This window comes from Dyadobacter sp. SG02, from assembly GCF_900109045.1.
GTDB lineage: Bacteria > Bacteroidota > Bacteroidia > Cytophagales > Spirosomataceae > Dyadobacter.
Map to the genome: position 1 here is coordinate 472070 of NZ_FNYL01000004.1, position 23754 is coordinate 495823.

General features: G+C 49.8%; 25 protein-coding genes. 13 read left to right on the top strand and 12 right to left on the bottom strand.

Annotation, left to right across the window (positions count from 1 at the left end; translation table 11 throughout):
• Positions 1-2: 2 nt before the first annotated feature.
• The 3 genes from BMW93_RS12130 to murB all read right to left on the bottom strand — a co-directional run bounded on the left by BMW93_RS12130 (position 3) and on the right by murB (position 4393).
• Positions 3-2042 (bottom strand): T9SS type A sorting domain-containing protein, encoded by a 2040-nt coding sequence (locus tag BMW93_RS12130; RefSeq protein ID WP_229240386.1) that lies wholly within the window; start codon positions 2040-2042, stop codon positions 3-5.
• 95 nt (positions 2043-2137) lie between these two features.
• A complete protein-coding gene (locus tag BMW93_RS12135; RefSeq protein WP_090375823.1) occupies positions 2138-3370 on the bottom strand; it encodes a hypothetical protein in 1233 nt (410 codons plus the stop codon).
• Positions 3371-3376: 6 nt separating this feature from the next.
• Positions 3377-4393: a UDP-N-acetylmuramate dehydrogenase gene (gene murB, locus BMW93_RS12140; RefSeq protein WP_090375826.1), complete on the bottom strand. Its 1017-nt coding sequence runs from the start codon at positions 4391-4393 to the stop codon at positions 3377-3379.
• A gap of 111 nt (positions 4394-4504) precedes the next feature.
• Between murB and BMW93_RS12145 the strand changes: the two genes are divergently transcribed.
• Together BMW93_RS12145 and gmd are read left to right on the top strand one after the other, a co-directional pair.
• Positions 4505-5071 carry an SPOR domain-containing protein gene (locus BMW93_RS12145; RefSeq protein ID WP_229240388.1) on the top strand — a complete coding sequence of 189 codons (567 nt, stop codon included), beginning with the start codon at positions 4505-4507 and terminating at the stop codon, positions 5069-5071.
• 54 nt (positions 5072-5125) lie between these two features.
• A complete protein-coding gene (gene gmd / locus BMW93_RS12150) occupies positions 5126-6238 on the top strand; it encodes a GDP-mannose 4,6-dehydratase (protein ID WP_090375832.1) in 1113 nt (370 codons plus the stop codon).
• Between the two features lie 65 nt (positions 6239-6303).
• Here the strand turns inward: gmd and BMW93_RS12155 are convergent, their stop codons facing one another.
• On the bottom strand, positions 6304-6759 hold the full coding sequence (locus tag BMW93_RS12155; protein ID WP_090375835.1) for a thioredoxin fold domain-containing protein: 456 nt from the start codon (positions 6757-6759) through the stop codon (positions 6304-6306).
• A 154-nt stretch (positions 6760-6913) separates the two neighbouring features.
• Here BMW93_RS12155 and yihA point away from each other — a divergent pair, with 154 nt between their 5' ends.
• The 5 genes from yihA (at position 6914) to BMW93_RS12180 (ending at position 11098) form a co-directional block, all read left to right on the top strand.
• A complete protein-coding gene (yihA, locus tag BMW93_RS12160) occupies positions 6914-7522 on the top strand; it encodes a ribosome biogenesis GTP-binding protein YihA/YsxC (protein ID WP_090375837.1) in 609 nt (202 codons plus the stop codon).
• A 99-nt stretch (positions 7523-7621) separates the two neighbouring features.
• Positions 7622-8170 carry a DUF5606 domain-containing protein gene (locus tag BMW93_RS12165; protein ID WP_090375840.1) on the top strand — a complete coding sequence of 183 codons (549 nt, stop codon included), beginning with the start codon at positions 7622-7624 and terminating at the stop codon, positions 8168-8170.
• Positions 8171-8225: 55 nt separating this feature from the next.
• A complete protein-coding gene (gene deoC / locus BMW93_RS12170) occupies positions 8226-8885 on the top strand; it encodes a deoxyribose-phosphate aldolase (RefSeq protein ID WP_090375843.1) in 660 nt (219 codons plus the stop codon).
• The gene (locus BMW93_RS12175; protein WP_090375845.1) at positions 8882-10012 is read left to right on the top strand and encodes a glycosyltransferase; all 1131 of its coding nucleotides are present in this window, start codon (positions 8882-8884) and stop codon (positions 10010-10012) included. The genes deoC and BMW93_RS12175 overlap by 4 nt, the downstream gene beginning before the upstream one ends.
• Positions 10013-10153: 141 nt before the next feature.
• Positions 10154-11098 (top strand): 3-oxoacyl-ACP synthase III family protein, encoded by a 945-nt coding sequence (locus tag BMW93_RS12180; RefSeq protein ID WP_090375848.1) that lies wholly within the window; start codon positions 10154-10156, stop codon positions 11096-11098.
• Between the two features lie 71 nt (positions 11099-11169).
• On the opposite strand, the gene BMW93_RS12185 is transcribed toward BMW93_RS12180, so the two are convergent.
• Positions 11170-13170, bottom strand: coding sequence for a M1 family metallopeptidase (locus tag BMW93_RS12185; RefSeq protein ID WP_090375851.1), 2001 nt, complete (start codon positions 13168-13170; stop codon positions 11170-11172).
• Between the two features lie 133 nt (positions 13171-13303).
• Between BMW93_RS12185 and meaB the strand changes: the two genes are divergently transcribed.
• Positions 13304-14323, top strand: a complete 1020-nt coding sequence (gene meaB / locus BMW93_RS12190) for a methylmalonyl Co-A mutase-associated GTPase MeaB (protein ID WP_090375854.1) — start codon at positions 13304-13306, stop codon at positions 14321-14323.
• A 93-nt stretch (positions 14324-14416) separates the two neighbouring features.
• Complete coding sequence (locus BMW93_RS12195) at positions 14417-14893, top strand: lipocalin family protein (protein ID WP_090375857.1); 477 nt, start codon at positions 14417-14419, stop codon at positions 14891-14893.
• A gap of 52 nt (positions 14894-14945) precedes the next feature.
• On the opposite strand, the gene BMW93_RS12200 is transcribed toward BMW93_RS12195, so the two are convergent.
• Entirely contained in the window at positions 14946-15380 is a 435-nt protein-coding gene (locus BMW93_RS12200; RefSeq protein WP_090375859.1) for a DUF4440 domain-containing protein, read from the bottom strand.
• Between the two features lie 225 nt (positions 15381-15605).
• Between BMW93_RS12200 and BMW93_RS12205 the strand changes: the two genes are divergently transcribed.
• Both BMW93_RS12205 and BMW93_RS12210 read left to right on the top strand, forming a co-directional pair.
• Complete coding sequence (locus BMW93_RS12205; protein ID WP_090375862.1) at positions 15606-16481, top strand: diacylglycerol kinase family protein; 876 nt, start codon at positions 15606-15608, stop codon at positions 16479-16481.
• Positions 16482-16502: 21 nt separating this feature from the next.
• Positions 16503-16835: a translation initiation factor gene (locus tag BMW93_RS12210; RefSeq protein ID WP_090375865.1), complete on the top strand. Its 333-nt coding sequence runs from the start codon at positions 16503-16505 to the stop codon at positions 16833-16835.
• Between the two features lie 13 nt (positions 16836-16848).
• On the opposite strand, the gene BMW93_RS12215 is transcribed toward BMW93_RS12210, so the two are convergent.
• The gene (locus tag BMW93_RS12215; RefSeq protein WP_090375866.1) at positions 16849-17289 is read right to left on the bottom strand and encodes a hypothetical protein; all 441 of its coding nucleotides are present in this window, start codon (positions 17287-17289) and stop codon (positions 16849-16851) included.
• 65 nt (positions 17290-17354) lie between these two features.
• A complete protein-coding gene (locus BMW93_RS12220; protein ID WP_090375869.1) occupies positions 17355-18599 on the bottom strand; it encodes an ABC transporter permease in 1245 nt (414 codons plus the stop codon).
• Positions 18600-18723: 124 nt separating this feature from the next.
• Between BMW93_RS12220 and ggt the strand changes: the two genes are divergently transcribed.
• Positions 18724-20490, top strand: coding sequence for a gamma-glutamyltransferase (gene ggt / locus BMW93_RS12225; RefSeq protein ID WP_090375872.1), 1767 nt, complete (start codon positions 18724-18726; stop codon positions 20488-20490).
• Between the two features lie 49 nt (positions 20491-20539).
• Here ggt and BMW93_RS12230 read toward each other — a convergent pair whose 3' ends face one another.
• Complete coding sequence (locus tag BMW93_RS12230; protein WP_090375875.1) at positions 20540-21046, bottom strand: cupin domain-containing protein; 507 nt, start codon at positions 21044-21046, stop codon at positions 20540-20542.
• A gap of 135 nt (positions 21047-21181) precedes the next feature.
• Between BMW93_RS12230 and nudK the strand changes: the two genes are divergently transcribed.
• A complete protein-coding gene (nudK, locus tag BMW93_RS12235) occupies positions 21182-21769 on the top strand; it encodes a GDP-mannose pyrophosphatase NudK (RefSeq protein WP_090375877.1) in 588 nt (195 codons plus the stop codon).
• A 55-nt stretch (positions 21770-21824) separates the two neighbouring features.
• On the opposite strand, the gene BMW93_RS12240 is transcribed toward nudK, so the two are convergent.
• From BMW93_RS12240 to BMW93_RS12250, 3 genes are all read right to left on the bottom strand, one after another.
• Positions 21825-22154 (bottom strand): YtxH domain-containing protein, encoded by a 330-nt coding sequence (locus tag BMW93_RS12240; protein WP_090375880.1) that lies wholly within the window; start codon positions 22152-22154, stop codon positions 21825-21827.
• A 161-nt stretch (positions 22155-22315) separates the two neighbouring features.
• Positions 22316-23047 carry an SIMPL domain-containing protein gene (locus BMW93_RS12245; RefSeq protein WP_090375882.1) on the bottom strand — a complete coding sequence of 244 codons (732 nt, stop codon included), beginning with the start codon at positions 23045-23047 and terminating at the stop codon, positions 22316-22318.
• Positions 23048-23274: 227 nt separating this feature from the next.
• Positions 23275-23709: a MarR family winged helix-turn-helix transcriptional regulator gene (locus BMW93_RS12250; RefSeq protein ID WP_090375885.1), complete on the bottom strand. Its 435-nt coding sequence runs from the start codon at positions 23707-23709 to the stop codon at positions 23275-23277.
• Between the last annotated feature and the right edge of the window lie 45 nt (positions 23710-23754).

The window sequence follows — 23754 nt, forward strand, 5'->3', positions numbered from 1 at the left end:
AGCTAGCGTTTGATAAACTGTTGTGCGGTCCGGACGCCGTCCTGGTTTTGGAAGTTCAAAAGATATGTGCCAGTAGGCCAGGTAGCTACATTTATCTCCTCGCCTTTGGATGCTTTTAATGCTTTCCGGTGCAGGATCTGTCCTTTCGCATTCAAAATCGCCATGGTACCGGTAGCCGCATTCTTGAACTCCACGCGCAACACGCGGTCGGTCGGGTTCGGGAACAGTTGCCAGAGCATGTTTTTGGCGCCGATCTCGTTGCCCAGGATCGGGCTCAGGTCAACAGTCACGGTCGAGTAGTTCGATTGCGAGATTTCGCTGAATGCCTGAATGCGGTAAGTATAAGTCGCATTGAGCTCGATGTCGCGGTCTTCGAAGGAGAGCGTCTGGCCGTCGAGCGTTTTCAATACCTCGTAAGGTGCAGAATCGGATATTTTGCGTTGCAATACGTAGCTGGTAGCGGTTTCCACGGCAGGCCAGGTCAGTATCACCGAGTTGTAGGTACGGTTGGCCGAGAGCGCAACATTTGGCAACAGCATACCAATGGCCACTTTATCGAACGAAAACGCGCCCAGACCACGCTTGTTCCGCAAATACGGACCGGTGTAAATGGCTATATTGAACGAAAAAGGTTCTGTCAAAGGCAGGTTCTCCGGGTAAAATGAAGGCAGGTAGCTAAGCTTTGTTGCCGTGGAAGCTTCTTTAAGCGTCAGCGTTACCTGGTTGCCCTGTGCTTTTCCAGCTGAGAATGCTGCCTTCTGTTCGTCGCCGTCGAGGTAAAAGAAATTTTTAAGGCTCAAAACGAGCGGCTTACCGTCCTGCCCCGTCACGGTCGAGTCGGCGGGCCATTTCAACTCCTGGCCCTCGTCGAAAATCAGCGCGATTTCCTTTTTCTCGGCATTGGTATAAAATGCTTTTTTAATGTCCGGGCTCCTCACATTGTCCGAGTCCTTAGAGCCGTAAATGCGGGGCGCCAAAAAGTGGTACATCCGGCGACCAAACTCCTCATAGCCAGGCCGATGATAATGCACACCATCATATTCGGGCGTTCCGATGGCCGCAAAGTGATCTGTTTTAGGATAAATGTATTTTGTCCTCCTCAGAAAATCGCGTATCGAGCCCCCCACCGGGTTGGGTATGTTATTTCTTAATATAATGAGGTTCGCCTGGACAACCACATACTGCTCGACTTCGGGAAAATCATGGACCCAATTCTTATAGAGCTTGTCATACTCCTCGGCGTAGTTACCGATATTTTCAAATGCTTCCTGTTCGCCATGCATCCACACAAACGCCCTGATACGGGCTGGATTTGCTACGCGTACCCGTTTGACCAACCCACCGTAAATGGAAAAGCTCGTAGAATCCCTGGGGTCCCTGTTTAGAAAGTCACTCAATTTTGCTCCCGGGAGCGAACCGTTGATCACGCAGGTCGGAATGCTGTCGCGCTCCAAAATCTCCTTTTGCATTTCAAGGCCCCACGCGCCCACGTACGTCCACGACCACGCGGCGACGGTCCAGAGCGTGTCCCCGGGCGTTGTTGCGGGTATGTTATCGGGTGTGCGGGCAATGGTGCGCGCATATTTGCTCGACCAGGCCCCGAAAACGGTAGCAGCCGCATTGGACTGGCCGCTGATCACGTAGAAGTCCCCCGCCACTATCTGGTTACGGCGCACGATCAGTACGGAGTCGGTCTCGTGGCAGGCATACACTTCAAATGAGTAATCGGCCATTTCCGCCTTGATTTTGGGCGTCATCGAGAATTTACCGGTCGTGCTACTGCCGTAATTGATGGCCGATTTCTGGTAAGCGGTCCGCACATTGTTCCGGAACGTCACTACGGACATATGGTCCCAGCCAGCCAGCTCTATCATGCCGGAAATAGGCACATCTGCCAGATTATCATCGGCCCGCGCATACAGCTGCATTTCACGTGGCAGCTTGTCGAAAACCACCGAGAAAAACCGCTGGGCACTGGCAGCGCCTGTGATGCAGCAAAAAAGGAAGGAAAGCAGGAAAAGTTTTGAGTGTGTAAAGTTCATTTCATTAAAATGCTGTTTTTGATGGCTATTGAATGCCCGTCGGACTGGCCGCTGGCGGACAAATGGGAGATCGACGCCCGGTTATAAATATATCTTTAATATTTTACATTTAATGCCTCCGGCTTGTTTGCGGTGCGCGTTTCGGACGGCAGCCAATGCTCGTCGTACATGGCCAGGAACCACAAAACCATGATCATCGGCAGAGAGTATTTATCCCACGACAACTGCGCCTTACCGAGCAACAGGATATTCAGCAAAAAAACCCAGGTAGCGAGATTGAAACGGGGAGATACGAAACGGGTGAGCGTGACGAGCATCAAAACCCCGAAAACCAGTTGTTTCAGCAATCCGCTGACACCGATTTTCATCAATAATTCATCCACATAACCCAGGTATGGCCAGGTGAAATAAGGATTATAGGCCTGCCTGGCAGGAAAAAAGGCGATAATCGCCGCGATGACCACCAGGAAACCGGCGAACATGACCGGATGCTTGCGCGGATATCCAAGAAAATGCGAAAAACGGCGGGTTACCAGCGTCTCGGGAACGATATAATAGACAGCTACCACCGCCGAGGCGTACATTAAATAGCCGAAGTTATAATTCACCAGCTTGTCCGAATCATAATGCTGATCGGCCATAACCGATGCCGGGGCGGGCCCGTGCCAGATTACCACCCACGGAACGATAACCAGCACCGCCAGTGCGTACCAGATCCAAGCGGGATCAGAGAATACGCTTTTTACCAAAGTCACCGGATTAGCGCTCCATTGTATGTTTTTAAACACTTCATAAGCCAGGATCGCCGCAGGGAATGCGAGCATATATTGTCGACAGCAGACCGCCGCAGCCAGCGACAGGAAGCCCACCCAATGCCATTTCCGTAAATAGGCGATCACACCGCCGAGCGTAAACACCATCGCGAAAATGTCGGTGTAATAGTAGACGCTGACGAGGTAATAATTGGGGAAAATCAGTAACCCGCCGAGGCAAAGCCAGAAACGCTTTGTGCGTTCGGGACTGTACCAAACGAAAAGCATCAGCAATGCGAAACTTGTAAATGCGGTAAGGAGGCGAAGGTTCTGAATATCTTCTCCGAAAACCCGCAACACCCACCCCCCGAGAATGAACGGGATCGGCGTATTAAGCTCATTATAGGTTTGGAGCAAATGCAAAGAGGGAATCGGTTCGGTGCTGAAAAGGACCGCCGTAGGCAGGTAATGGTGCTCGTCCTGATAGGGCTCGACGGTAAACCGATCTTTCAGGAAGAAAACAATGATAAATATTGCGAGCAGGGCAAATGTGGTATATAACTTTTTGCGGTGCATAGGATACTATATAAAATTAACTTCTGCGTTGAGCCGGATACCGAACTTCGCCGCCACCGATTCCTGGATTTTTTCTGATAATGCCTTGATCTCAGCCCCTGTACCACCCCCATAATTGACCAATACCAACGCCTGGCGCGCGTGGACCCCTATTTCGCCTTCGCGGTAACCCTTCCATCCGGCCCGTTCGATCAGCCATCCGGCCGGTACTTTCACCGTTCCAGCGTCCACAGGATAACCGGGCACTTCCGGAAAGGTTTCCCGTAGCTGCGTAAACTGAGCAACCGGTATTTCAGGGTTTTTGAAAAAACTTCCCGCATTACCGATTTCCGCAGGGTCGGGCAACTTGCTGCGGCGGATCTGCATAATGGCCTGGCTAATGTCGCGGATGGTCGGGTTTTCGGCGCCCATTTCCTGCAATGTTTTCTGCACATCGCCGTAGGCTGCATTCAAAACAGGTTTTTTGCTGAGCCTGAAAGTGGCACCTGTGATCACATATTTGTGCTTCAATGCTTTCTTGAATACACTTTCACGATAGCCAAATTCACATTCCGCATTGCTGAAAACACGTTTCTCACCCTTTTCAATATCAACACCCGCCACCGATTCGATCACACTTTTGATCTCGACGCCGTAAGCCCCGATATTCTGCATGGGCGCTGCGCCTACCGTGCCGGGAATGAGCGATAGGTTTTCCACACCACCATAGCCATTATCCACACAATACATGACGAAATCGTGCCAAACCTCGCCCGCGCCCACTTCGAGCACGACCGTTTCCTCATTTTCTTCTATGATTGTAATGCCCTTGATCCCGGGGTGAATCACGAGGGCGTCGATGTTCTTCGTGAGCAAAATATTGCTTCCCCCGCCAAGGATGAATTTCGGCGTTTCCTTCCACTCAGGATCACGTAAAACGGCCGTTAGCTCATCGACAGAGCGCACATTTATAAAATATCTGGCATCGGCATCGAGCCCGAATGTATTGAGATGACGAAGCGAAACGTTGGACTGTACTAGCATTGAAATCGGGAATAAACCGGGTAAAGTTAGGTATTACATTCAAAATTAAGTGGTATGGTGATTCATCCAATTTTGATTAAGTTTGTGGGCTCAGTTACAATGGTTCAGGATATGACGCTAAAAAAGAAATTTTTATGGGCTCTGCATCTTGGTATCATTCTGATTTCGGGTTGTGCCAAAAAGTCGGTCGTGAGCTCCGGTTCCGAGTACAGGGAAGATCTCTCGGCGGTCCGGCCGCGCTACGAATATGTGGAACCCGCCCTCGTAACCCGTCCGGAGCCGACGACACCCGCAAAGAACAGCAATGTTCCGAAAGCCGATGTGGATAAGCCGTTGTACGTCAACAGGAAACTGGAATCGGTGCTGGATACGCTGGCGAAGCAGAACAAATCTATCCGCTACATCAACGGTTTCAGGATCCAGATTTATGTAGGAAATGTGAGGCAGGAAGCGGATGGTGCGAAGTCCTATGTTTACCAGGCCTTTCCGGATTTGAACCCTTACGTTTCGTACACCCAGCCGACCTACCGCGTGAAGGTGGGCGATTTTATGTACCGAAGCGACGCAGAGCAATACCTTGATCTGATCCGTGAACAATATGCTTCCGCCGTGATCCTCGCGGACAGGGTGGATATCAAGCGGAGCCTGTTGGTCAGCCCGGCTTCCGACCACAATTAATGTAATCACTTATTAACCGGATAATTTTATCCACATATACATACTACCAACAGAATGAAGAAAGCGCTTATTACAGGAATCACCGGCCAGGATGGTGCCTATTTGGCCGAGCTCCTTTTGAGCAAGGGATATGAAGTGCATGGTATCAAACGCCGCAGTTCGTTGTTCAATACCCAGCGGATCGACCATATTTACGAAGACCCGCACGAGAAAAACGTGCGCTTTCACCTTCATTACGGCGACCTGAGCGATTCTACGAATATTATCCGCATCATCCAGGAAGTTCAGCCGGATGAAATATACAACCTGGGGGCGATGTCGCACGTGCAGGTGAGTTTCGAAGAACCTGAATACACGGCCAACGTCGACGGTATCGGAACACTCCGTATCCTTGAAGCGGTGCGTTTGCTGGGATTAACCCAAAAAACGAAGATTTACCAGGCATCTACTTCGGAATTGTACGGTTTGGTACAGGAAGTACCGCAGTCGGAGCGCACGCCGTTCTACCCGCGTTCACCTTATGCGGTCGCGAAACTTTACGGTTACTGGATCACAGTCAACTACCGCGAAGCATATAATATGTTCGCAGTGAATGGTATTCTTTTCAACCACGAGTCGCCATTGCGTGGCGAAACTTTCGTAACGCGCAAGATCACCCGCGCGGTAGCACGTATCGCATTGGGCTTGCAGGATAAAGTGTACCTCGGTAACCTCGACGCGCAACGCGACTGGGGCCATGCCAAAGACTTCGTAGAAGCGATGTGGCTCATCCTGCAACAGGAAACGCCCGAGGATTTCGTGATCGCGACCGGTGTTACCACGCGCATCCGCGAATTTGTGAGAATGGCATTTGCGGAAGTAGGCATTGAAGTCGAATTCAGTGGAGAAGGAGCAGAAGAGATCGCGAAAGTGGTAAAATGCAATAATCCGGAATTCCAGATCGAGATCGGCAAGGAAGTTGTAGCGGTTGACCCACGTTATTTCCGTCCGACCGAGGTGGAATTGCTGATCGGCGATCCTACGAAATCTATGGAGAAATTGGGCTGGAAACCGAAATACGACCTGAAAGCGCTGGTAAACGACATGGTTGCCGCCGACGTTCAGTTGTTCCGCAAGGACCGTTTGCTGGAAAGCAGCGGCCACCGCGTTCCCAACTATTACGAATAAGATTAGTGCAAAAAAGAAAACCCCGCAGAGCCATTCTACGGGGTTTTCTTTTTTATACTAATAATTTAGATAGCAGGTCCTTTTTGCACGGATTTGGCTGCTTTGATGAGATCCTGAGGTTGCTGGTAACCCAGCAATTGCTTCACCACCTTGCCTTTTCCATTGATGAAAAACAATGTCGGATACCCTTCGATAGGATACTTTTTCACGAGTGAGGGGCCTTCTCCACTTTCCATATCGATCTTCACATTGATAAAATTCCCGTTGAAAGTCGCGGCTACGTCCTCACGCGTAAAGACATTCTTTTGCAGCAGCTTGCATGGCCCGCACCAGGTGGTGTAAGCGTCGAGAAAGATCAGTTTGTTCTCTTTTTTGGCTTTTTTAAGGAGTGAAGCCCATGAGCCTTCAATGAACTGGATGCCCTTCTCGGCCGCTTTTTTATCTCCTTCCCCGGCTACTGCCACGGACATGGCCAGCATCAATGCCACGATCGCGAACCCGAGATTTTTAAGATTTTTCATTTGATTAAATATGATTTTTGATTTGAGTATTCCATAACGAAAATACGCCTTTGTTTTATTTTACACAATGATGGACAGCCGCGCTATCTCGCACCTTTTGCGGATAAGAAGCTCAAAAAGGGTAACTTCGCAACTTCATTAACACCAGAATACCATGAAAGTTCAGGAAGCTAAATATGTGATGAGCAATACGGACTACGAAAAATGTCCGGAGCCCATCCTTCCCGAATATGCATTTATCGGACGTTCCAATGTGGGTAAATCGTCATTGATCAACATGCTGACGAACAAAAAGGCATTGGCCAAAACCTCGCAGCAACCGGGAAAAACACAGATGATCAACCATTTTATCATCGACGATGTCTGGTACCTCGTCGATTTGCCCGGTTATGGTTATGCCAAAGTGAGCAAGGTGGAGCGCGACAAGTGGGAAAAAATGATCCACGATTATCTGCATTACCGCGAAAATCTGATTTGTACATTTGTGCTGGTGGACGTCCGCCACAGCGCCATGGCCGTAGACCTCGAATTTATGGCCGCATTAGGCGAAGCAGGCATTCCTTTTGAAATTATATTCACCAAAGCAGATAAACTCAAACCCGGCCAGGTAGCCGCCCAGGTGGAAGCTTACAAACGTAAAATGGGAGAAATGTGGGAAGAAGTGCCTGAAATGTACGTTACATCGGCCGAGAAAAACGAGGGTCGCGAGCCTGTATTGGCCGCAATAGAAACTTATAATCAGTCGTTTGTGAAGACAAAATAGCATATCGGTTGTTTCCCGGACAATCTTTCCGTTATTTTGCGCAAAAATTCAATTGCCGCATCCAACATTAAAATCAAGATATAACCATAGTAAGAAAGGATGAGTGAAAAAGTAGAGTCAACAGGAATGGATTTGTTGAAAGAAGTAGCCAATGTATCCGGCAAGCCAGGTTTGTTCCGCATTCTGAAACCCAGCCGTGCGGGCGTGATCGTGGAAAGCCTGGACGAAAAACGTGAAAAAACGCTGATCGGCCCGACTGCGCGCGTATCGGTATTGAAAGACGTTTCGATCTTTACAGACGGTGCAGAAGAATCTGTTGCCCTGTCGGACGTGTTCCTGAAAATCCGTGAAATCCACGGTGAAGAGGTTACATTGTCTGCCAAAACTTCATCGGACAAAGAACTCATCGAGTTTCTTGCTGAGGTACTTCCGGAGTTCGACCGCACGAAAGTGTATGTTTCGGATATCAAAAAAGTCATTTCCTGGTACAACCTGCTTTCGAAATACACGCCCGAAGCATTTGTGGTAACCGAAGGCGAAGTAGAAACCGCTGCCGAGCCGGCTGCGGAAGCTGCATCTGAGGTATCCGAAGAAGCAAAAGAAGCGCCTGCGAAAAAGGCTGCCAAAAAAGAAAAAAGCAAAGCTTAAATAGTGCCTGATATTATGTGAGACCCTGCCTTTCCGGCGGGGTTTTTCCTTTTTTATGGACAATCTCTCTTCCTACATCGACCACACGCTGCTTTCCGCAACGGCGAGCGAAACCAATATCCGGAAAATCTGCGAAGAAGCCTGGATACACCAGTTCAAAGCGGTATGTATAGCGCCGGTTTACGTGCCATATGTCGTCGAAATGCTGGAATTTTGTCCAATAAAAATTGAAATCGCGACGGTAATCGGTTTTCCGATGGGCTATTCGACGACCACCACAAAGGTTGCCGAAGCCACGGAAGCATTGCAGAACGGCGCCACCGAGCTTGATGTGGTGATGAACCTGTCGCAATTCAAATCGATGGCTTACCTGAGCATTCGCGAGGAATTGAAACAACTCGCCGACCTCGCGCACGGGCAGAATGCATTGCTGAAAGTGATCATTGAAACGGTATCCCTCGATTCGTTCGACCTTTACACGGCTTGCGAAATCTGCGCCGAGGCGAAAGCTGATTTTGTCAAAACGTCCACAGGGTTCGGTCCGGGCGGTGCGGAAGTGGAAACGGTTCGCAAAATGCGGTCGATTCTGCCTGCGGAGGTGAAAATCAAGGCTTCGGGCGGCATTAAGACTTACGAACAGGCAATTGCGATGATCGAAGCCGGTGCCGCACGCATCGGTACTTCCTCGGGCGTGGCGATCGTCACCGGCGCATGAAACGCGTGCTGCTGCTCAGCACGGTGCATCCTGCGACAGACTCGCGGATTATGTACAAGATCGCGCCCTCGCTCCAAGGGCATTACGAGGTATTTTGCGCATTGCCGGGAGTTCGAGGCGGTTTGAAGGAAAAGCTCCATTTGATTGGCCTGCCGAAATTCGAACGGCTACTGCCCAGAATTCTGCTTACACATCCTGTTGCATTGTTCAAATGCCTGTGGCTGAGGGCCCACATCGTCCACATTTTTGTGCCAGAGTTGATTCCCATCGCATTCCTTTTCCAATGGGCCGGAGCAAAAGTGATCTACGAAGTGCAGGAAAACCTGTTCAAGAAATTTGCGATCAAACGATATAATAATAGCCTGATATTCAAAAGACTATTCCATTATTTTGATAAACTGGCACGCCGGAATTTCTACTGCATTTTTACGGACGATGCCTATCTTGAAGCGTATCACGATCTGGCAAAACCGTACTCGGTTGTCCACAATTACGTATCGCTGCCGGTTATCGACTCCCACACACACGAGTGCATACGTGCGCGCGGGCACTTACGCATACCAGCGCCTGAGATTTTCTACCTGGGTGTGGTATCCATGGAGCGTTGCCTTGATACGATGATCAACGCATTGGCACTATTGAAAAACAGCTATCCCGAATGCCATTTACACTTGTTTGGGCCCGTAAGAGTGAAGAAAGCCGAGCTGGAAGCGATAGCCGGTTATCAAACAGCAAAAAATAATGTCACATTTCACGGCTATACCGATCAGAAAGCAGCATTGCGGTATGCGCGGCAGTCGGTGGCCGGCATTGCCTTGCTGAAACCCGTAGCCGATTACCCTGAATCGTTCCCGACGAAGCTGTTTGAATACATGGCACTAAAATTGCCAGTCATTACTTCCGATTTCCCGGTTTACCGGCAGATTGTGGAGCCCTCCGGGTGCGGATTCTGTATTTCTCCTTACGACGCGGAAGCACTGTGTAATGCATTGGAAAGCTGCATTACCAATGATGCAATGCGGTCGCAAATGGGAGGAAATGGCCGGAAAGCCGCGGAGACAATGTATAACTGGACGTGCGAGGGAGAAAAACTCTTGTCGTTTTATAACGACATTTTAGATTCATAATCCTCTAATTTTCAAGAGACATTAGTATAATTATATAAATTTATTATTGAATTGTTCAAATATCAAGTGCTACGATTTCTACGAAATATTTAACTTTCGGAATCGAAAAGAATTGTAGCTTGCGAAGTCAACTTCTCAATCATGTATATTAATACGGTTAGTCATTATCTGCCAAGCGAAGTTATTGGTAATGAATATTTTACAAATCTCAACAACCTATCTAACGAGTGGATAACGGAAAGAACGGGAATCTCAGAAAGACGTAAAGCATCCGCAGACGAAAATACCTCGACCATGGCCATGAAGGCGGTCGATACATTGCTCGAAAATATCCCATACAGTAAAAACGAGATAGATCTGATCGTAGGGGCCACTTATACGCCTTACGACACGATCGTTACGCTGGCCCACGCGGTACAGCACCAGCTTCAAATCCCCGACATTCCGGTCGTGAGCATTTCCTCCGCCTGCTCGTCGCTGCTCAATGCGATCGAGATCGTCGAAGGCTATTTCGCCATGGGCAAAGCGTCGAAGGCATTGGTAGTGGTTTCCGATCATAATACGGCCTATTACAATGAAATGGACACCGTTTCCGGCCATTTGTGGGGCGATGGTGCTTCTGCAATGCTCATTTCCAAAGAGCGGCAGACGGAAGGCGATATGCAAATTAAAAAGCTTATAACGGGCGGCGCGGCCACCAGCGGAAAGGCTATTGAAGCGGTAGTACTACGACCCAACGACCGGGGCGTAGTGATGCCTTTCGGCCGCGATGTGTTCCAGAATGCGTGTGTATATATGCCCAAGGTAAGCCAGCGGGTATTGCAGGAATGCGGCCTGACTATCAACGACCTTGATTACCTGATCCCGCACCAGGCCAACCACCGCATCAGCCTGAACGTGATCAATACGCTGGGTATCCCTGCCGAAAAACTGATTTCGAACATCCAATACCTCGGTAACACGGGTTGCGCCGGCTGCGCGATCGCGCTTTCGGAGAATAAGGAGAAATTTAAAAAGGGCGAAAATATCGTGATCACTGTATTTGGCGGCGGCTATTCGTACGGCGCCATGTTACTTACCATTTGATCATCAGCATTAACCCATAAAAAAGCCTTCCAATTGTTACAGTTGGAAGGCTTTTCTGTTGTTATGAATGCTTAGTTCACATCCGGCTCGGCATTGTAAGAAGCCGGTTTCCATACATTGTTCTCTGGATTGATATCCGGGAAACTGTGCTCCGGATCGATCGTTACCGCGCGGATAGGTCCCTGCGTAGCCGCTTTGAAGGTCCACGCGCCGCCGCGTTGCCAGATTTCCACCGGCAATTCAACGCGCGTTTTCTTACCGCTTACTTCTTCGATATCCACTTTCACCGGCATGGCCATCTGATCGAGGTTTTCGATGGTAATGTAAGAGCCCTTTTGCGGGTTTTGCTCCACATAAGCTACTTCCTTCACCGACTGGTCGAGCTTATAATTCTCGAAGAACCAACCTTTCCAAAACCAGCCCAGGTCTTCACCAGCCGCGTCCTCGATGGTACGGAAGAAATCGTAAGGCGTCGGATGCTTGAATGCCCAGCGCTGCACGTAAATTTTGAACGCATAGTCGAAACGGTCCTTTCCGAGGATTTGCTCGCGTAGCATTTTAAGGCCCAATGCAGGCTTGTAATAGGCTTCCCAGCCCAGGTTTACGGCTTGTACCACATCAGGGATTGTCATGATCGGGTCTGCTTTCGGGCGGAAGATCATCGGCGCCAGGCGGTGCATATCGTTCATCTGGGTCGTTTTATACTCGCCATTGTTGAAGTTATCGCCCGACAGGAAGTTGATGAACGTGTTAAAACCTTCATCCATCCACGCATATTTGCGCTCGTTGTTACCCACTATCATCGGGAACCAGTTATGGCCGAACTCATGGTCGGTTACGCCCCACAAGTCGTCCTTGCGGCTTTTGCTGCTGCAAAAAACGATCCCCGGATATTCCATACCACCCACGATACCGGCCACATTGGTCGCCACAGCGTAGGTATATTCATGTACATAATTGGAATAGAACTCGATACAGCCTTTCACATACTCCGTCGAGCGGCCCCAGCCTTCGAGCCCGCCATCCTCAGCCGGGTATACCGACTGCGCCAATGCGGTTTTGCCCTTCGGCAGGTTCATACGCGCCGCATCCCACACAAATGCTTTGGAAGTAGCCCACGCGATATCGCGCGCCTGCACGCAACGGAAGCGCCAAGTTAACGTACCCGATTGTTTCGGACGCGTATTCGGGTTGGTAACTTCTTCCGCGCTGCGGATCACGACGGTCTGGTCGCTTTTGGCGGCGTCAGCCAGTCTTTTACGTTGTTCGGCGGTGAGGACTTCATTCGGATTGAGCAATTCGCCCGATCCTACTACGATATGGTCCCAGGGAACAGTCACATTGTATTCAAAATCACCATACTCGAGGTAAAACTCGCCTGCGCCCAGGTAGGGAAGCAGGTTCCAGCCTTCGATATCGTCGAAAACCGCTACGCGAGGGTACCATTGGGCCATTTCGTACACGATACCATTTTTGGTTTCGAGCGTTCCCATGCGGTCGGAGCCGTATTCAGGGACTTTGAATGAATAAGCCAGCTTGATTTTGATCGCATCGCCATTGGCTTTCACCGGCGTTTTGAGCCTGATTTGCATCCGCGTGTCGACAACTTTGTACTCCGCATCCACGAATGCGCCCTTACCTTGCTGAACAGTTACGGATCTGATGGAATCACCTCCATCGAAGCCCATATTGCCGAAACGGCCACCGGTAACCGGCGTGGTTTGAGCGCCTCTGGAATGGCTGCCGAATGCATTCTGATCGAGTTGCAGCCAGATAAATTCCAGGTTTTCAGGACTGTTGTTTTTATAGGTAAGCTCTACTTCCCCGCTCACGGTCCCTTTCTCCTCTTCGAGCGCTACGTTGATCTTGTAATCGGCGCGGTTCTGCCAGTATTTGGGGCCAGGGGCTCCACTTCCCGTCCGGTATTCGTTGCCGGGCTGGAAGTTGAAAAGCGGGTGAAAGAGCACGTGCGCATCATATTTCACCTTCTCCGCCTCCTGTGCGATAGCGTTGTTGAAGAAGCCCAGGCTGCTCATTGCAATGACGCCCAGACGAAATACTGAAATTTTCATTATAATGGTTAAAAATTGGAAATATTGGGTTGTAAACGAGCAATATACACCTTTTCACCTGTTTTAGGAGAAAAAGTTTCCATTTTAGCGACAGACAACGCCGTTTGTCTGCCGAGGTAAAAATATTCACCCAATGCGCCAGCGACTGTCTGTTGAAACATATGCCAGGGGCGTCCTCGCGGGCGACCGCACTACGCTTAGCCGCGCGATCACGATCATCGAAAGCAGCCTGGCCGACGACCGGAAACTGGCTTCGCAAATCCTGCAAAATATCCTGCCGCATGCCGGCAAATCGATCCGCATTGGCATTACCGGCGTGCCCGGCGTAGGGAAAAGCACATTCATCGAAGCATTTGGCACTTACCTTACTGCGCTGGGCAAGCGGGTAGCCGTGCTGGCAGTCGACCCGAGCAGCAAACAATCGGGCGGAAGCATATTAGGTGATAAAACACGGATGGAGAAGCTCGCGCGCGACCCGCGTGCGTACATCCGCCCCTCGCCTACGAACCTCTCGCTCGGGGGCGTCGCGCGGCATACGCGCGAGGCAATCCTGCTGTGCGAGGCGGCGGGTTATGATATTATATTGGTTGAAACGGTTGGTGTAGGCCAGTCGGAAACGCTTGTGAAGGGTATGACCGATTTTTTCCTGCTCCTCATGCTCGCAGGCGCGGGCGATGAATTGCAGGGTATTAAAAAGGGCATTATGGAAATGGTCGATGCCGTGGCTGTCAACAAGGCCGATAGCGGCAATGAAGGCGCGGTTGCGAAAGCCGTTTCGGAATATCGCCAGGCCTTGCACCTTTTTCCTGAAACCGCTTCCCGGGTACCGGTCCAGGTTGTCGCCTGTTCGGCGTTGGAAGGTGTTGGAATGGAGCCGATCTGGAAACTGATCTCAGATTTCCATGCGCGAACTTCTGAAAGCGGATTTTTACAACAAAACAGACAGTTTCAAAGAACAGAATGGCTCCACGAACAGATCCGGCAATCATTGGAAGATCAGTTTTATGAAAATGATCTGGTAAGGCAGCACATTGCCTCCGCCGACGAAGCGGTACGAACCGGCGAAAAGCTGCCCGAAGAAGCGGCAGCCGATTTGATCGGGCTTTTTCTCCGGAGTACCATTCAAACCCCAAAAAATTCCGCTAAGTCATAAAACTTCCCGGCAAAAGGCATTTTTCACTAAGTTTGATCGTTAAAACTAACGCGAATCAAACTCTATTGATCTTAACTATCTAAGTTCTCAACTATGAAAAAAGCCTACACCCTCAGCAAGACCTCCTTGCTAGCCATGCTGATGATTCTTTCAGTTGTTTTTGCTTGTAAGGACGACAAAGATGAACCTACTCCGCCGACAAGCACCGATCCCATCGTAGCGACATGGCAACTTACTGCCGTTGCAGCAGCTCCCGGATCTACGCTGCCTCTTGACCCTGTGACCGCCGTCCCGTGTTTATACAGCTTAAAATTGACTTTTAAGGCTGACTATAACATTACAACTGCAGATTGCCCAACTGCTGTGACGCTCATCAATTCAGTTATCCCCATTAGTGGAGCTAAATGGGAGGTTAAGGATGGCAATTTGATATTGAAGGACAGTTCGAATAATACTAAGTCTTTCAAATACACACTGAATGGATCAGATTTGGAAGTTGCGGTTGACGACGCTGCGGTTATTCCAGGATCACCGGCCATTGACGTCGTATTGAAATTCAAAAAAGTATAATATCCTCAAAATACATAATGAAAGAGCCGGGCTTCTCAGTCCGGCTCTTTCATTATCCGCTGGTGTGGTCGCAAACGATCAGCCATTTGCCTTTGATCTTTTTGAACAAAAGCGTATAATGCCCTTCGAGATCGCCTTTTTCAGGTCGTGTCAAATGAAATTTCCCGACTACAAAAGCAACGTCACGACCGGGAAATGAGAAATTGAGAAAGCTGAATTTCAATGTACCCATCGTCGCACGGTCGGGATAGCGTTTGAGATAACCCTCGTAAGTAGGCTTGTAACCGTAAGTAATGCCCGCTTTGCCGACAAACATCAGTGAATCGGATTCCCAGTAACCATTCATGAACGACTGAATATCCCCTTTGTTCCAATCCGCCTCCTGCCGTTTCAGGATGCCCAGTATCTCGTCCTTGTCGCTCGCCGACTGCGCCTTTGCCATGAAAGCACCGCCGATCAGAATGAGGGTAAAAAGCCAGTTTCTCATATTTTTTATGGATTTTTGTAATGCAATTGACGATTCTAAATATAACGGAAAGATCGGCGCCGGGAAAAGGCGCATTGCCGAATTATCATTGATCCAGCAGGTATGGCCAAGTTCGAAAGCATTTTCAAGAAAATCGACCGTCAGAAATATCCTTTTGTGGATGGTTTGTATTACCTGTTCATCATTGTTTTTCTTCTCATTCTGTTCCTATTTTTTGCCTGACCAGTGACCCATCCTTATTTATTTATACTGAATCCCAATTCGGGCACCTCGATCGGCAAGAACAGTGCGGCGGTACGCGAGCGAATCCATTCCGTGGCAAACAAAAATGCCGGTCATGCCCAAATCCTCTTCACGGAGGAGCGCGCACACGCGACCGAGCTCGTGCGCGAGCACATGCACGCGGAGAAATGGAAGGCCATCGTGGCTGTCGGCGGCGATGGTACAGTGAACGAGATCGCCAAGCCACTTGTAGGTACCAATATCCCGATCGGTATCCTGCCGCTTGGTTCCGGTAATGGACTCGCGAGGCACCTGGGTCTTCCGCTGACATTGGACGCGGCCCTGAAACGGCTCTTCGAAGGGCAACCTATGACGATCGACAGCGCCGAATTGAATGGTATACCTTTCTTCTGCACGGCCGGAATGGGCTTTGACGCTTACGTGGGGCATTTGTTCAGCCAGCAAAAAGCGCGGGGGTTGCTTACTTATGTGAATGTATCGTTCAGGGCATATTGGTCCTATAAACCGCAGTCGTTCCGGCTCAACGGAGTGGAAAAGCAGGCATTCTCGCTTTCATTTGCCAATGCAGGGCAGTTTGGTAATAATGCATGGGTAGCCCCGAAAGCCGATTTGCAGGATGGCCAGCTCGATGTGTGTACAATTAGCCCCTTCCCACAATGGTATGGCACCGCGCTGGCGTACGGATTGTTTACCAAGCAATTGAAACAATCTACCTACATCGATTACCAACGCGCTACGCAGGCAATAGTAGAAACCGACACGCCGCCCATGATCCATTACGACGGCGAACCGCTGCAACTGGATACGACGCGAATCGAAGTGAAAATAAAGCCGGGAAGCCTGAATGTGATTGTCTGATTTCCCATAACATTTGAAAATATGTCAAAGAAAAACCGCTCTGGCATTGTGTATTCCACCAATCCGGAGTTTGAATACAACGACCAGGAAGATGAGGCCGAAACCCTGGCCCCGCAGCAGCAGGACCTCCGCATCTGGCTCGATCGCAAAGGCGGCGGCAAGGTGATTACCGTCGTGAAAGGGTTTATCGGAACCGTTGCGGACCTGGAAACGCTCGGTAAGCAGCTGAAAGGCCTCTGCGGCAGCGGCGGTACGGTAAAGGACGGCGAAGTCCAGATCCAGGGCGATCACCGCGACAAGGTCATTGCCTGGCTGACCAGCAAAAGCTATAAAGCCAAAAAAGCCGGAGGGTAGCTCCGGCTTTTGGTTATAAAGTCTTGGTCGTATCAATTTCCGTCGGTGCGGGTACTGTGGATGGCGGAGGAGTTACCGCTTTCGTCGGCCCGAGCACTTCCACGTCGGTGACGAAAAACTTGGTATCGCCGTTCCAGGGTAATTTGAAAAACTTCTCCTCGTAAGTTAATGAAACCCGGTGGCCGTTTTTGATCGCCTCTTCGAGTTTTGAAATAGCGTCTTTGTTCTTGCCACTTACCGAAAACACCCATTGTGAGGAATTCATCGTTCCGTCGCCTTCGAACAGGCCACCCATTCGCAGCTCGCCTTCATAGGTTTTGAACAAATAGCCCCTGTTACTGAGCCTCGTCACATATCCTCCCCGCTTTCCTTCACTGTAATATCCAAAAGTGATATAATATAGAATCCCGAATACGATAGCCAGAAATACGGCGAAAATGACCCATTTACGCATAACAGTCGATCAGTGTGATGGTGATAGAAGCGAACTTCGCAAAACGGTTTGATTTTTCCTAGTTATTATTTTGCACGAATGGCGATCACCGGGTCCATTCGCGCCGCGAGCATCGCGGGCACAATGCCGGAAAGTACGCCGATAATACTCGACACGCCGAGCCCTAAAAGCACATTGCGCGGCAGCAGCAGGATTTCCATCGAACCGAGTTTCAGGAATGTGAGCAGATAAACCAGGAATATCCCAACAAGCCCTCCTACCAGGCTCAGCATCACCGCTTCGAAAAGGAATTGGAACAATATCGAATAGTTTTTGGCCCCCAGCGATTTCTGGATGCCGATCAGGTTTGTCCTTTCTTTTACCGAAACGAACATGATATTGGCAATCCCAAAACCTCCGACAAGGATCGAAAAGCTGCCGATTACCCAGCCCGCAATCGTCAGTACCGCGAACAATCCGGAAATTGCTACGGCCGCCGCTTCGGGCCTGTTGAGGGAGAAATTATTGCCGTCGCGCGGCTTGATACCCCGCTTGGTGCGCATTAACCCAACTATCTCCGCCTCCACTTCCCTCATGCCCTCGTCCTCCGGGAAGCCTTTCACGACAATATCAGCATTACGCCGGCCCGATTGGAACAGTTTGGAAAACGATGCGAACGGGATGAGACATATTTTATCCGGACTGCCACCAAAATCGACCAGGCTTTCACCCTTTTTCTCCCGAACGCCGATGATGGTAAACTTGTGGCCGGATAGTTTGAACGGTTTTCCGACCGGATCCTGGCCCGGGAAAAGTGATTCGGCAATGTCCGCGCCGACAATGGCTACATTCCGCGCATTGTTGGTTTCCAGCGGGATAAAATAGCGGCCGTTCTGTACAGGAATGTCGGAAATGAGGTTGTATTCAAAAGACACGCCCTGAATGAGCGCATTAATACTGTTTGAACCGTTTTTAAGGACGGTGTTGCCCCTGAAATCCATGACCGCCACGGCACTGGCGCTTTCCATATTATCGTAAAGGTATTTGTATTCCGAATAGTTGGGCTCCGGCCACTGGAAGTATTTCCACCACTGGTATTCGCCACCGAAGCCCCAGGGCCATTTTTGTACATAAATCACTTTGTCGCCGATGAAGCTCAGGCTGTCGCGGATACTCTTTTCCAGCGAATCCACGACGGTGAACACGGCAACGATGGCGAATATGCCGACCGTAACGCCGAGTAGCGATAGGATGGTGCGGGTAACATTGGTTTTGAGGGCTCCCCAGGCAAAACGGAAACTCTCCCAGACCTGTCGTAAAAACTTCATCATGACGTTACGGACAATTTGAATTCAAAAGTTAGCGCATCGCCCCAATGCATCGAAATAAATTGGTACAAAAGGTAAGAAAAAGGGTTCGATTTAATAAATTACAACATTAACCTGACACTCCTATATGAAATTACGTTTTACGCTAATGCTGCTTGCCGGCTCGTTGTCCGGCATTTCCTATGCCCAGAAACCTGTTCAGGAATCTACCGGCTTCTACCAGTTTCTTTCCGACGATCCCAATCAGAAACCGTTTTTCAGCGACCGCAAAGGCGTCATCGCGCAAAACGGTATGGTCGCCTCCGCGCATCCGGTGGCATCGCAAGTAGGCGTGGATATTCTGAAAGCGGGAGGTAATGCGGTGGACGCCGCAGTGGCCGTACAATTTGCACTGGCGGTGGTGCATCCTTCGGCAGGTAATATCGGCGGCGGCGGATTCCTTGTTTTGCGGGATAAGGATGGCAAAAGTTACAGTATCGATTTCCGGGAAAAGGCGCCCGGCAAAGGTCACGCCGATATGTACCTCGACAAGGACGGCAATATCATTCCCAAATCCAGCACATTGGGCCGGTTGGCATCGGGCGTGCCGGGGTCTGTGGACGGTATGGCTCAGGCGCACGCGAAATATGGTAAACTGGCCTGGAAACAGGTGCTGCAACCCGCGATCGATATCGCCAAAAATGGCGTGGTATTGACCGAACGCGAGGCACGTAGCCTCAATTCGATCAAAAGCGATTTGTTGGCTGTAAATCCCGGTTCATCGTATTTCCTGAACCCGACCGGTAAAGACTGGGCCGCGGGCGACCTGCTTGTTCAGAAAGACCTTTCAAAAGTGTTGAAACGGGTTCAAAAGAAGGGACGGGACGGCTTTTATGCCGGAAAGGTAGCCAAGCAACTCGTAAAGGATATTAACAAAAACGACGAAGGCATTATCAGCAAGCAGGACCTCGCCGATTACCACGCACAATGGCGTGAAACCATTACCGAGGGCTACAAAGGCTATAAAGTGATCACCATGGCACCGCCGTCCAGCGGGGGTGTCGCATTACTGCAACTCATGCGCCTCACCGAGCAACACCCGCTTCGCAAATGGGGCTGGCACAGCGATTCGACGATTCAGGTGATGATTGAGGCGGAGCGCCGCGTGTACGCCGACCGGGCCAAATTTCTCGGCGACCCCGATTTCGTGAAAGTGCCGGTAAACGATCTGATCAGCAAAGATTACCTGCAAAAACGTTGGAGCGATTTCTCCTGGGACAAGGCTACCGACAGCAAAAATATCCAGGGCGGCACGCTGCCAGGTTACGAAAGCCTCGAAACCACACACTTTTCGGTAGTCGATAAGGAAGGTAATGCCGTTTCCGTCACGACTACATTGAATGGCGGCTACGGCAGCCGCGTCGTGGTGAAGGGCGGGGGCTTTTTCATGAACAATGAAATGGATGACTTCAGTATCAAAGCCGGCGCACCGAACATGTACGGCCTCATCGGCAACAAAGCCAATGCGATCGCGCCGGGCAAGCGAATGCTCTCATCCATGACGCCCACGATCATCGAAAAGGATGGAAAGCTGCTGATGGTGGTCGGTACGCCCGGTGGATCTACGATCATTACATCGGTTTACCAAACCATCCTGAACGTACTGGAACACGGCATGACCATGCAGCAGGCCGTGAATGCATTGAAATTCCATCACCAATGGCTGCCCGACAAAACGACGTTCGAGGCCAATGCATTTTCGGCCGAAGCCATTAAAAAGTTGCAGGACAAAGGCTATATCCTCGAACAGCAGCGCAATTCCATCGGCCGGATGGATTGCATTCTTATCCTGCCCGACGGCTCACTTGAAGGCGGCTCCGACCCGCGCGGGGACGATACGAGCATTGGCTATTAGTTTTGAAAATACGGGCCTCCGCATCAGCATAGGCGCGGAAAATGCTTCATCAGCAATAGGTTAGCTCGGCAATCAGCTCCGAATGTTGCGGATAAAGCTGTGACAATGACTCCCGCTGAGCCATTTCAAAATCGGAGAAATCGAACCCGGGCGCTACCGTGCAACCCACGAGCGCGTACGTGCTTCCACTCGCGGGGCGCGAACCAAACCATGCGCCGGCCGGTACCACGGCCTGGAATGTTTCGCCGTTGTCGGGATTATTGCCCAGTCTGATAATGTTCAACGCTCCCGTTTTTTCGTCTAATACAAATACTTCCAATGCATCCCCGGCGTAGAAATGCCACATTTCATCGGCCTGAATGCGGTGGAATGCGGAGAAATTGTGCGATTCAAGCAGAAAGTAAATGCCGGTCGAAAATGCCCTGTCGCCTCCGAAACGAACAGGTAATGCGTTTTGCGGAATGCTTTCGGAAGCCCGGTAGGTTTCGACATAATATCCGCCTTCCGGGTGCGGCAGCAGATGGTACTTTTCAATCCAGTAAGATGCAGGTTTCATGGAACGTCGGTTGAGATACAACCGCAAAGTAACCCGGATCGCCAAATATTCACCATTGGCTCATTCTTTTTTGCCAGCAGAAAAGTTTTGATTAATTTTGATCATTATTAATCATAAATAATCAATTTTAGTCAAATGGCCAATCCGCGTGTTAATATCCTGTCCGAGGAAGTGCTTTCCAGCAACTGGTACACCCTCCGCAAGTACACATTCGATTATCAGCGAGCCGATGGCTCGTGGGGGCGTCAGGCACGTGAGGCGTACGACCGCGGGAATGGCGCGGTGATTTTACTTTACAATAAGGAGAAGGAGACCGTGGTGCTTACCAAGCAATTCCGCCTCCCTACCTACACAAATGGCAATGAGACAGGCATGATGGTCGAAGCATGCGCCGGGCTGCTCGATAAAGACAATCCGGAAGAATGCATTAAACGCGAAACCGAGGAGGAAACCGGCTACAAAGTGAGCGCTGTGAAGAAAATATTTCAGGCATACATGTCGCCCGGCTCCGTCACCGAAATTCTCTATTTCTTCGTCGCCGAATATTCCGATGACATGAAGGTAAGTGACGGCGGAGGCTGTGCGACGGAGCAGGAGAACATCGAGGTAATGGAAATTCCCTTTAAAGAGGCTGTTCAAATGGTTGCCAGCGGCGCAATTAACGATGCCAAAACGATCATGCTCATTCAGTATGCGCAGATTAACGGTTTGGTAGGCCAATAAAAATGCCGGAGAAACTTCGTCAAAAGCATTCTCCGGCATCGATTGTCTGTTGGCGTCAGGAAATAGGGTCCGGCGTAGGCGTTACGTCCGTTTCGGTGGAAGCCGTGCCTTTGGTACCCTTGAATTTTTCAAACAAATCCTTGAAAAAGGCCTCTGCGTCCGGGAAATTGCCTTTCAATGTCTCGGCGCCTTTGGATTTAAGTTCCTCGAAATACTCAGGAGCTTTATCGATGGCCCCTTCCGCTTCGGCTTTCAGGTTGTTAGCCTTTGTTTTGAGGTCTTCCAGAAGCTTCTCTCCCTCCTCGGTCTGAAGGTATTTGTGTGCAGCTACTCCCGCAGCGGCGCCCAAAATGAATGTGGCCAGGTGTTTTGCGTTAATGCTCATGATTTCCAGTTACTTAGTTTGAGATTGAATATTCAATTTAAAGAAACTAATACTCCCAACAAAAGGTCGGACTGACAAATCCGAATGCATCACACCGAAAAAATTGTGCCCGGCAAACTATTTACCGGGCACCTGAAAGAGAAGTTTATACGCAAAATGGCCTATTTGATTTCAAATGCAGCCTGCATACGGTAGCTGATCTTGATTTTCTGGTACTGCACATCGCTATCCTGAACGGTATCCGCAGCCTCCGCTGCAAATGCGCGTACATTAGCTTTGGCAAACACCGGTTGAGGGAAATACAGGTTTTCATCCAACTCTTTGATTTCGATGACCTTACCCAGTTTTTCATCCAGCGATGCCACCAGGTATTCCGCTTTCACTTTCGCAGCTTTCAATGCATCGATTTTTACCTGCTTCTTGAATTCTTCGCGCTTCGAGTGGTCGACGCGGGCAACGTTCGCGTACTGCACACCGCGGCTTTCCACTTTCGACATAATTACGTCCAGCTTTTCCGCACTCGCTACTTTCAACTCATATTGCTTCGCTTCGAGGAATGTTGCAGGCTTTTTCTTCTTGTCCACATAATTCTGATAACCTCCCACCCCGCTGATCGACAATGCTTCCTTCGGCAAACCGGCATCCGCCACTGCCTTGATCAATTGCTTTTCGAGTGTCGAGATATTGACCTTATCCTTCTGGTTTTTCTCGTCCTCAAAATATTCCCGGAGCGAAATGTTGAAATAAATTTCATCGGGCACTACCTCCATTTCGGCGAAACCCGCCACCTCTATTTTGGGAACAGGTATTTGCTGTTCGTATTTGAATTGTGAAAATGCAGGGGTAGCGAGTGATGAAGTGAGCAGCGCGCCGAACAAAAAGAATTTTTTCATGGCCTTAAACTGGATAAAAATGAAACTGATATTAACCGGAACAGCCCTTTCAAACCGGTTGGTTGTGGAACCGTTCTATGGTTTAGATACAAAAAGGTACCGAAAGGTTTAACCGGAAGCTCGCCCAAACGCACCGATAAGCCCGCAATTCTGCACAAAAAAAGTGGAAGAACGACGTAAAAAGCTGTCATTCTTCCACTTAATGGCGTGGCAAAAATTTTGTCAAATCAGGTAAAATTTTGGTAAATGGAATCCATAATCCGCACAAAATGCTGGTAGTCGGAGTCGCTGAGACTTCCCCATCCCTTGCGGCGGATATCGGCGACAATCGGGAATGCCTGGTTATAGATCGCCTCCCCGCTTTTGGTCAGGAAAAGGTTGAATTTCCGACGGTCGCCCGCGGCAGGGCCACGCTCGACCAGCCCCTTTTTTTCCAGCAAATCAATAATCCTCGTCACCGTCGGAGGATCTTTGAAAGTCATTTCCGCCAGCTCATTCTGGCTGATGCCCTGCTTTCTGAAAATATGGTCGATAAGCACCCACTGGTCGACCGTCAGGTCAAAACCCGCCTCAGTCAGCTGCTTTTGCAAGGCATTACGAATCTTTTTGATAGTCGTATCTATCTTAAAAAAATAGGCACGATGATCCGACTGATGTGTCATGATGTGGAAGTAAATAGAGATTGGAAGATTGAGTATTATTAAATA